This window comes from Streptomyces sp. NPDC101118, assembly GCF_044759445.1.
Classification (GTDB): Bacteria; Actinomycetota; Actinomycetes; order Streptomycetales; family Streptomycetaceae; genus Streptomyces.
Window position 1 is genome coordinate 65626 of the sequence record NZ_JBIVZG010000031.1, and the last position, 8941, is coordinate 74566.

The 8941-nt window shown below is 74.1% G+C and carries 8 protein-coding genes; 1 reads left to right on the forward strand and 7 read right to left on the reverse strand.

Annotated features, from left to right (window positions below):
- Nucleotides 1–8: 8 nt before the first annotated feature.
- The 5 genes from ACIQUQ_RS33165 to proB all read right to left on the reverse strand — a co-directional run bounded on the left by ACIQUQ_RS33165 (nt 9) and on the right by proB (nt 4906).
- On the reverse strand, nt 9–1106 hold the full coding sequence (locus tag ACIQUQ_RS33165) for a hypothetical protein (RefSeq protein ID WP_403983506.1): 1098 nt from the start codon (nt 1104–1106) through the stop codon (nt 9–11).
- A 93-nt stretch (nt 1107–1199) separates the two neighbouring features.
- On the reverse strand, nt 1200–1808 hold the full coding sequence (locus ACIQUQ_RS33170) for a hypothetical protein (protein ID WP_403983508.1): 609 nt from the start codon (nt 1806–1808) through the stop codon (nt 1200–1202).
- 77 nt (nt 1809–1885) lie between these two features.
- On the reverse strand, nt 1886–3151 hold the full coding sequence (locus ACIQUQ_RS33175) for a glutamate-5-semialdehyde dehydrogenase (protein ID WP_403983510.1): 1266 nt from the start codon (nt 3149–3151) through the stop codon (nt 1886–1888).
- Between the two features lie 126 nt (nt 3152–3277).
- A complete protein-coding gene (locus ACIQUQ_RS33180; protein WP_403983512.1) occupies nt 3278–3688 on the reverse strand; it encodes a hypothetical protein in 411 nt (136 codons plus the stop codon).
- 111 nt (nt 3689–3799) lie between these two features.
- On the reverse strand, nt 3800–4906 hold the full coding sequence (gene proB / locus ACIQUQ_RS33185) for a glutamate 5-kinase (RefSeq protein ID WP_403983514.1): 1107 nt from the start codon (nt 4904–4906) through the stop codon (nt 3800–3802).
- Between the two features lie 309 nt (nt 4907–5215).
- On the opposite strand from proB, the gene ACIQUQ_RS33190 reads away from it, so the two are divergent.
- Nucleotides 5216–7267 carry a hypothetical protein gene (locus ACIQUQ_RS33190; protein WP_403983516.1) on the forward strand — a complete coding sequence of 684 codons (2052 nt, stop codon included), beginning with the start codon at nt 5216–5218 and terminating at the stop codon, nt 7265–7267.
- Here the strand turns inward: ACIQUQ_RS33190 and ACIQUQ_RS33195 are convergent.
- Nucleotides 7245–7685 (reverse strand): GtrA family protein, encoded by a 441-nt coding sequence (locus ACIQUQ_RS33195; RefSeq protein ID WP_403983518.1) that lies wholly within the window; start codon nt 7683–7685, stop codon nt 7245–7247. The two genes, ACIQUQ_RS33190 and ACIQUQ_RS33195, sit on opposite strands and share 23 nt — an antisense overlap.
- Nucleotides 7682–8659, reverse strand: coding sequence for a glycosyltransferase family 2 protein (locus ACIQUQ_RS33200; protein WP_403983520.1), 978 nt, complete (start codon nt 8657–8659; stop codon nt 7682–7684). Before ACIQUQ_RS33200 ends, ACIQUQ_RS33195 begins: the two co-directional genes overlap by 4 nt.
- Between the last annotated feature and the right edge of the window lie 282 nt (nt 8660–8941).

Consider the following 8941-nt stretch of genomic DNA (forward strand, 5'->3'; position numbering starts at 1 on the left):
ACGGGGTCCTAGGACCCGGTCGTCGGGGACGCGGCGGGCGGTGCGGTGGCCAGTACGCCGCACAGCCCTGCCGTCCGGTGCGGGTGCGCCGTGTCGTACGGGTCGGTGGCGGCCGGTCCGGTGCCGGCCGGCCGCTGGCCCGCCAGCAGCGGCTTGAAGGCGGCCGAAGGGTCCGCGGCGCAGTCCTGGGGGCCGGCCGTGACGTAGGCGTCCAGCAGCTCGGCGCGGCGGCCCTCCAGGTCCTCACGGTCGAAGCGCAGCCGCAGCTCGCGGCGGACGGTGAACAGGGAGGCGTCGGCCGGCCCGGCGCCGGCCCGGCGGACGGCGTAGACGAAGGTGTGGTCGGTGACGACCTCCAGGACGTCCGGTCCCGCCTCGGCGTAGGCCATCGTGCCGCTCACCCGGACCCGGGAGTCGGCGACGGTGGCCGTCGCGGGGTCGAAGCGGACCAGCCAGCCGGTGGCCGCGTGCCGGCCGTCGGGCGCCGGCCTGGCGAGGCTGTCGTCGAACTGCTGCTGCTGGTCGGGGTCGAGCAGCACCCGCACCGGCCGGGCGGCGGCGCCGGAGAGCACGTCCGGGTCGAGGCCCGACTGGACCAGGTAGTCCTTCACCGTGGTGAGGGCCGTGACGACCTGGGTGTCGGTGAAGTGCTGCGTGCGCCGCACGGCCGGCAGGGTGATCCCGGCCGCCCCGACCCGGTAGCCGTCGGCCGGACTCGCCGCGTACAGCTCGGCGGGCCGCCCGCCCGGGACGGCCCCCCGGGGCGCGAGGGGCACCACGGTGCTGGTCAGCGGGTCGGTGTAGGCCGAGGGCGGGGGTACGTACGGGTGGCGCAGGCCCATGTAGACGGCCGCGCTGAAGGCGAAGGCCACCAGCATCAGCAGGACGAGCCCCTGGCGGGGCCTGCGCGTGCTCGGACCGGCGCCGCCGCCCCACGCGGAGCGCGTGCGCACCGCGCGGGCGTGCTCGCCCATCCGCTCCTGGGCGGAGAACTCCTGGAGCCTGGCGGCCCGTACGAAGTCCTCGTCGAACACCACGGAGCGGTACTCGTCGTCCCCGCCGATGCCGTCGGGGGCGCCGTCAGGTGGATCTCCTGGCACGGCCATCGCTTCTCCCCGCTGTCCCCGCAATAGAGAAGCCCCCTCGGGGTGCTCGTGCGCACCGCTCGTGCTGAGGGGTCGTACTTTCAGGGTTGGTCGCTACCGGGGAAGGTAAACGCCCGCGTGGCCGGGACTTTCCGGCTGGAGCCCGCCGCTGCGGAAGCTCGCGGGCGCTCCGCCGGTGTCGGCCCCCGTGGAGGCGGGCGGGGGCACCTGCTCCCGGTCCGAGGCGGCCGCCTTGTAGACGGCGGTGAAGGCCAGGGCCACCATGCCGACGCCCATCACGACCGCGAGCATCCAGGCGACCGGGCGGTGCCAGCGGGCGCGGCCGCGGTACGGGCGCAAGGCGCCGCCGTAGGTGCCGTACGGGCCGCCGTAGCCGTAGCCGTACGCGTACTCGGGGCCGAAGCCGTAGGGCTCGCCGTCGGGGCTGTAGCCGTAGCCGAACCGGTCGAGGTAGCCGTCGTAGCTCTCGCAGCCGTCGTCGTCCGCGGCCCTGGCTGCCGCGATGGCCCTGGCCTCCTCGGCCTGGGCGCGTGCCTGGGCGGCGGCGAGCAGCCGCTCGGCGGCGGTCGGTTCATGGATCTCGGCGCTCCGGACGAAGTCCTCGTCGAACACCACGGAGGCGAAGTCCTGGTCCGCGCCTCCGCGGTCGTCGTCGGGCTCCCCGTCGTCCGGGAACGGAAGGCCCCCCACGTCGTCCGGCACGGGACCAGACTAGACCTGGGGGGCTCTTTTGGGCAGGGAGTCGGCCGAAAATCGGCCACTCGGAGGTGGTCCGGTGGTTACCGCACGTGACCGTCGCCGGTGACGATGTACTTGGTGGAGGTCAGCTCCGGCAGGCCCATCGGGCCGCGGGCGTGCAGCTTCTGCGTGGAGATGCCGATCTCGGCGCCGAAGCCGAACTGGCCACCGTCGGTGAAGCGGGTGGAGGCGTTCACGGCGACGGTGGTGGAGTCGACCAGCTGGGTGAAGCGGCGCGCCGCGGCCTGCGAGGTGGTGACGATGGCCTCGGTGTGGCCGGAGGTCCAGCGGCGGATGTGGCCGACGGCCGCGTCCAGGGAGTCCACGACGGCGGCGGCGATGTCGTACGAGAGGTACTCGGCCGCCCAGTCCTCGTCGGTGGCGGCGACGGCGGTGACCTTGCTGTCACCCGCGTAGCCGAGGACCGCGGGGTCGCCGTGCACGGTCACGCCGGCGTCGGCGAGCGCGTCGAGGGCGCGCGGCAGGAAGGCGGCGGCGATGTCGCGGTGCACGAGGAGGGTCTCGGCGGCGTTGCAGACGGAGGGGCGCTGGGCCTTGGAGTTGACCAGGATGTCCACGGCCATGTCGATGTCCGCCTGTGCGTCGACGTAGACGTGGCAGTTGCCGGTGCCCGTCTCGATGACCGGCACGGTGGACTCCTCGACGACCGTCTTGATGAGGGAGGCGCCGCCGCGCGGGATGAGGACGTCGACGAGACCGCGGGCGCGCATCAGCTCGCGGACGGAGTCCCGGGACTCGCCGGGCACGAGCTGGATGGCGTCGGCGGGGATGCCGGTGGCCTCGACGGCGTCGCGCAGGATGGCGACGAGGGCCGTGTTGGAGGCGTAGGCGGAGGAGGAGCCGCGCAGCAGCACGGCGTTGCCGGACTTCAGGCAGAGGGCGGCGGCGTCGACGGTGACGTTGGGGCGGGCCTCGTAGATGATGCCGACCACGCCGAGGGGCACGCGGATCTGGCGCAGGTCGATGCCGTTGGGGAGCGTGGAGCCGCGGACGACCTCGCCGACCGGGTCGGGCAGGGCCGCGACGTCGCGGACGTCCGCGGCGATGGCCCGGACGCGCTCGGGGGTCAGGGTGAGGCGGTCGATGACGGTCTCGCTGGTGCCGGCCTCGCGGGCCTTGGCGATGTCGACGGCGTTGGCCTCGACGATCTCCGCCGTACGGGCCTCCAGGGCGTCGGCGATCGCCTGCAGCGCGGTGTCCTTGGCGGACCGCGGGAGTGGGGCGATCTCGGCGGCGGCGGTACGGGCGCGGGTGGCGGTCTCGAGGACGGGGCTGAGCGAGGTCATGGGTGCAGGGTAATCCCCTGGTGCGGGGGTGCGGGCGGCGATTTCACCCCCCGAGACGGGGTCTCGGGGGGTGGCGGCCGGATCCGTACGGGTGCCGCCGCCGGGCACCCGTACGGGGGATGGCGGCTAGTACGGGTGAACGCCCACGGGAGACGCCGGCGGCGGGCCGTAGCCCTCCGCCACGCGCTGGTGGTACGTGGCGCGGTCGATGACCTCCAGGCCCACGATCTCCCAGGGCGGCAGCTTCGCGGAGGAGCGGTGCTCGCCCCACAGCCGCAGGGCGACGGCGGCCGCGTCGTGGAGGTCCCGGGCCTCCTCCCAGTACCGGATCTCCGCGTGGTCGGCCGCGTACCGGCTGGTCAGCAGGAAGGGGTGGTCGTGCGCCAGCTGCTCCAGGCCCCGGCGGACCTCCGCCAGGGGCGCGGGTGCCCCCGAGACGCTCAGCGTGACGTGCCAGAGCCGGGAGACCTCGGCGGGCCCGGCTCCCTCGCCCGTCTCGACGCTCGTCAGCGCTCGCTCGGCGCGCGCTCGTCTCACCGGCGGCCTCCTGGTTCTGCGTCGGTCTGCGGCTGTCCCCCGTGCGTCCCCCGCCAACAAAGTTGACCAGTCCGCGGCCCCCCGTGCGACGGTTTTACCGGATCGAGCCCATCACCGGTGCAGGAGGACCAGGTCGTCGCGGTGGACGACCTCGCGCTCGTACTCGGGACCGAGCTCCCTGGCCAGCTCCTTCGTGGAGCGGCCCAGCAGGCGGGGGAGCTCCTTGGCGTCGAAGTTGACGAGCCCGCGCGCCACGGCCCGCCCGTCGGTGTCGCGCAGTTCGACCGGGTCGCCCGCGACGAACTCGCCCTCGACGGCGGCGATGCCGGCCGGCAGCAGTGAGCTGCCGCGCTCGGTGACGGCCTCGACGGCGCCCGCGTCCAGTGTGAGGTGGCCCTGGGGCGTGGAGGCGTGCTGGAGCCAGAGGAGCCGGTCGGCCGAGCGGCGGCCGGTCGCGTGGAAGTAGGTGCCGGTGACCCGGCCGGCGAGCGCGTCGGCGGCCTGGCTCGCGGAGGTGAGGACCACCGGGATGCCGGCGGCGGCCGCGATCCGGGCCGCCTCGACCTTGGTGACCATGCCGCCGGTGCCGACGCCGGCCTTGCCCGCGCTGCCGATGGAGACGTGGGCGATGTCCTCCGGACCGTGCACCTCGTCGATGCGGGAGGTGCCGGGCTGCGAGGGGTCGCCGTCGTACAGGCCGTCGACGTCCGAGAGCAGCACCAGCAGGTCGGCGCGGACGAGGTGGGCCACGAGGGCGGCCAGCCGGTCGTTGTCGCCGAAGCGGATCTCGTCGGTGGCGACGGTGTCGTTCTCGTTGACCACCGGCAGGGCGCCCATGGCCAGCAGCTGGTCCAGCGTCCGGTAGGCGTTGCGGTAGTGGGCGCGGCGGCTGGTGTCGTCGCTGGTGAGCAGCACCTGGCCGACGCGTACGCCGTAGCGCGCGAAGGAGGCGGTGTACCGGGCGACCAGCAGGCCCTGGCCGACGCTGGCAGCCGCCTGCTGGCGGGCCAGGTCCTTGGGGCGGCGGCGCAGGCCGAGCGGGGAGAGGCCGGCGGCGATGGCGCCGCTGGAGACCAGGACGATCTCCTTCTCGCCGCCGCTGCGGGCCTTGGCCAGTACGTCGACGAGGGCGTCCACCCGGTCGGCGTCGAGGCCTCCGGCGGCGGTGGTCAGGGAGGAGGAGCCGACCTTGACCACGATCCTGCGGGCGTCGACCACGCTCCGCCGTCCACCCTGACTTGCCCCTGACACGTCCCTGACCCCTATGCGTTCGCCCGGTTCCGGATGCTCCTCCCCCAAATTTACGGGGTGCTCCGGCGGGTCCGCGCCCGCGTCCCGCTGCGTGGGACGGGCCCGCCGCGGGGCGCCGCCCGGCCCGGCGGGCAGGTGCGCACCGGTACCTGCGGACAGGCGCTCGGGAGGGCGTCCCGTTCGCGTGAATCGGGGGGCGGCCCATTGCCCGGCCCGTCGGCCCGCCGTTGACCAGCGAGCCCCCTCCGCGTCACCCGACCGCTTGGAGCCCCGGCCGTGAACCCGCTGCGCCCCCGCCGCCCGCTCGTCCGGGCGGCCGTCCCGGCCCTGCTCGCCGTGTCCTTCGGGCTCCAGGTGGTGGGCGCGCTGGCCCCGGACTCCGGGCTGCTGGCGCTGGCCACGGTGTCCGGGCTGGCCGCCGAGCTCGCGCTGCACCGCTGGCAGGGGGACGTGGCCGAGGTGCTCGCGCGGCTCCGGGCCGACGTGCCGGTGCGGCAGGTGCTGCGGGACTTCCTGCTGGTCGCGGGGCTGCTGGCGGCGGGGCGTGGGCACGGGAGCGCGGCCGCGCTGCCGCTGGTGTTCGGGCTGCTGCTGTCCTACGCGCTGCACTTCGCGAGCCGGGGGGTGGCGGTGCTGGTCCGGCGGTCCCGGAACCTGCCCGTGCTGACCCGGAACGTCGACACCGCCGGGCTGCGGCTGCCGCCCGCTCCCCCGGCCCTGCTGCTGCGCCGCCCGGGGCCGCGGATGCTCTGGTGCGGACTGCCGTCCACGGCCGGGCTGCTGGTCGCGGCCGGCACGGGGGTGCCGCACTTCGCGGCGGCCGGGATCGCCGTGTCGCTGGGGCTGGCGGCGACCGCGCTGCTGGAGCTGTCGCTGCACCTGCTGCCGTCGCGGCGGCCGGCGGCCGAGGCGGAGGTGCTGGCCTGGTTCGACCGCTGGCTGGCCGAGTACCGGCCGACGGTGGGGATGTACTTCTCGGGCGGGACGGCCTCCGCCTACCAGGCGGACATGTGGCTGGGTCCGCTCGCGGCGCTCGGCGGCCGCCCGGTGGTGGTGCTGCGGGAGCGGTTCATGCTGCGGCTGCTGGCGCCCACGGACCTGCCGGTGGTGTGCCTGCCGAAGGTCGAGCACCTGATGCGGCTGGAGCACTCGACGCTGCGGGTGCTGATCCATCCGGCGAACTCCGGCAAGACCTCCCAGGTGCTGCGCATCCCCACCGTCAAGCACGCCTTCGTCAACCACGGGGAGAGCGACAAGCCGTCCAGCTGCAACCCCTACGCGAAGGCGTACGACCAGGTGTGGGTGGCCGGTCCGGCCGCCCGCGAGCGGTACGCGCGGGCCGAGGTGGGCGTGGACGACCGGGACGTGGTGGAGATCGGCCGTCCGCAGCTGGAGCCGGTCCACCCGTACGGGGGACCGCCCGCCGGCGGCCGGCTCACCGTCCTGTACGCGCCGACCTGGGAGGGCTGGACCGGGGACCCCGGCGGCACCTCCCTGGTCCTGGCCGGGGAGCGCCTGGTCGGGGAGCTGCTGGCGGACCCGGGCGTGCGGCTGCTGTACCGGCCGCATCCGATGACGGGCTCGGTGGACCCGCGTGCCGCTGCCGCCGACGCCCGGATCAGGGCGCTCGTACGGGCGGCCGGGGCGGCGTACGGCGGCGCGCGGCCGCCCGCGCCGGGGGCGGGGGCGGAGCTGGCCCGGCGTACGGCGGTGCTGGACGCGCTGACGGCGGCGGGGCTCCCGCCGGACGCGGACGGGGCGGAGCGGATGCGGCTCCAGGGAGCCCCGGTGGCCGACCGCGCGCTGGCGGTCGAGGAGGCGACGGCGGCCTGGGAGGCGGCGTACTGGGCGGCGCATCCCGAGGGCGCGCACCAGGTGCTGACGGGCCCGCGGCCGGGCCTGTACGCGTGCTTCAACGCGGCGGACCTGCTGGTCGGCGACGTGTCCAGCGTCGTGTCGGACTTCCTGGCGAGCGGGAAGCCGTACGCGGTGGTGAACACCGGCCACCTGGGCGAGGCGGACTTCCGGGCGGCGTTCCCGACGGCGCGGGCGGCCTGGGTGCTGGGCCCGGACGCGGCGGGGGTGGCGGCGCTGCTGGAGTCCGTACGGGACCCGGCGAAGGACACGCTGCGGGCGGCCCGCGCCGAGCTGCGGGAGCACCTGCTGGGGCCGGACCGGCCCTCGTCGGCGGTGCGCTTCCGGCGGGCGGCGCTCGCGCTGGGCGAGGAGGCCGAGCGGCACCGGGAACGGCGGGCGCGGCGCGCGGCGGTCCCCGGGCCGGGGGCGGGCCGCACGCCGGGCCCGGTCAGCCCTTCGGGGCGGACGTGACGGCGGGGGCGGTGGCCTCCGCCTCGCCGCCGGCCGCCTCGGGGGCCTTGCGGCTGACGAGGATGCGCTGGGCGATCAGGTAGGTGAAGGGGATCGCGATCACGGCTGCCGCGAGCGGCGCGATCTTGGAGTCCATGCCGGCCCAGGCGACGAGCGCGAAGAGCCCGGCGGACTGGACGACGTAGTTGGTGACCTGCGTCAGCGGGAAGAGCAGGAACTTCTTCCAGGTCGGCTTGGTGCGGTAGGTGAAGTACGTGTTCATGAAGAACGAGCCGACCATGCTGAGCAGGAAGGCACCGGTGTACGCGGCGAAGTACGGCATCCACGGGTGGAGCAGCAGGTAGATGCCGTAGAAGGTGCCGGTGTTGACCCCGCCGACCAGGCCGAACCGGAGGATCTGGCCGAGCTGGTCCTTCATCGGCCGTCCCGGTCCACGGAGACCGGCACCGGCTCACCCGTGCGGGTGTCGGCGCCGTGCGACTCCTTGACCAGGAAGTGGGGGCGGCGCTTGGTCTCGTAGTAGATGCGGCCGATGTACTCGCCGATCAGGCCGAGCATCGTCATCTGCACGCCGCCGAGGCCGACGATGATCGCGACGAGGGTGACGTAACCGGGGGTCTCGATGCCGCCGGCCAGGGCCGCGATCACGATCCACAGGGTGTAGAGGGCGCCGAGGGCGGTGAGCGCGCCGCCGGTCCAGATGGCGAGGCGGAGCGGACGGTTGTTGAAGGAGATCAGACCGTCCATGGCGTAGTTCAGCAGGGACGCGAACTTCCACTTGGTCTCGCCGGCCTCGCGCTGCGCGTTCTGGTAGTCGAACGTGATCGTGTCGAAGCCGATCCAGGAGAACAGGCCCTTGGAGAAGCGGTTGTACTCGGGCAGCGCGAGGAGCGCGTCGACGGCCTGGCGGGAGAGGAGGCGGAAGTCGCCGACGCCGTCGGTGAGCTCGACGTCGACCCAGCTGTTGACCGCCCGGTAGTAGAGGCGGCTCAGGGCGCTGCGGACCTTCTTGTCGCCCTCGCGGTTGCGGCGGGCGATGATCTGGTCGTGACCCAGGCCGTAGAGGTCGAGCATCTTGCCGATGAGCTCCGGCGGGTGCTGGAGGTCGGCGTCCATGATCACCACGGCGTCGCCGGTGGCCTCGCGCAGGCCGGCGAGCATGCCGGCCTCCTTGCCGAAGTTGCGGCTGAAGGAGACGTACCGGGTCTGGTCGCCGTGCCGGGCGGCGATGGCGCGGAGCTTGCCGAGGGTGCCGTCCCGGGAACCGTCGTCGACGTAACAGACCTCGTACTCCACGGGCAGCTCGTCGAGCACCCGGCGGATCTCGGAGTCGAAGCTGTCGATGACCGCTTCTTCGTTGTAACAGGGAACGACTACGGACAGCTTGGTCATGAACACTTCCTGCTGCGGGTTCGAACCGGGTGGTCGCCGCCAGCGGAACCCGACGCTCACCTCTCCGTTAAGAAGTATGCACGCCGGGCCCACACCGACCGGTCGCTTGCCTCCGTCGAGTGGAACACACGGTAGTTTTGACGGGCGCAATGAGAACACAAGTGGATTGAGGTGCCAGTGCCTGACGTCTCCGTGGTCGTCATCGTCTACAACGACGCAGAGCGTCTGCCGACGGCGGTGAAGTCCGTCCTGGACCAGACCCTTCACGGGGTCGAGGTCGTG

Coding starts and splice junctions, on each gene's coding strand:
- ACIQUQ_RS33165 (WP_403983506.1), bottom strand. CDS start 1,106: ATGGCCGTGCCAGGAGATCCACCTGACGGCGCCCCCGACGGCATCGGC.
- ACIQUQ_RS33175 (WP_403983510.1), bottom strand. CDS start 3,151: ATGACCTCGCTCAGCCCCGTCCTCGAGACCGCCACCCGCGCCCGTACC.
- ACIQUQ_RS33195 (WP_403983518.1), bottom strand. CDS start 7,685: ATGAAGGACCAGCTCGGCCAGATCCTCCGGTTCGGCCTGGTCGGCGGG.
- ACIQUQ_RS33200 (WP_403983520.1), bottom strand. CDS start 8,659: ATGACCAAGCTGTCCGTAGTCGTTCCCTGTTACAACGAAGAAGCGGTC.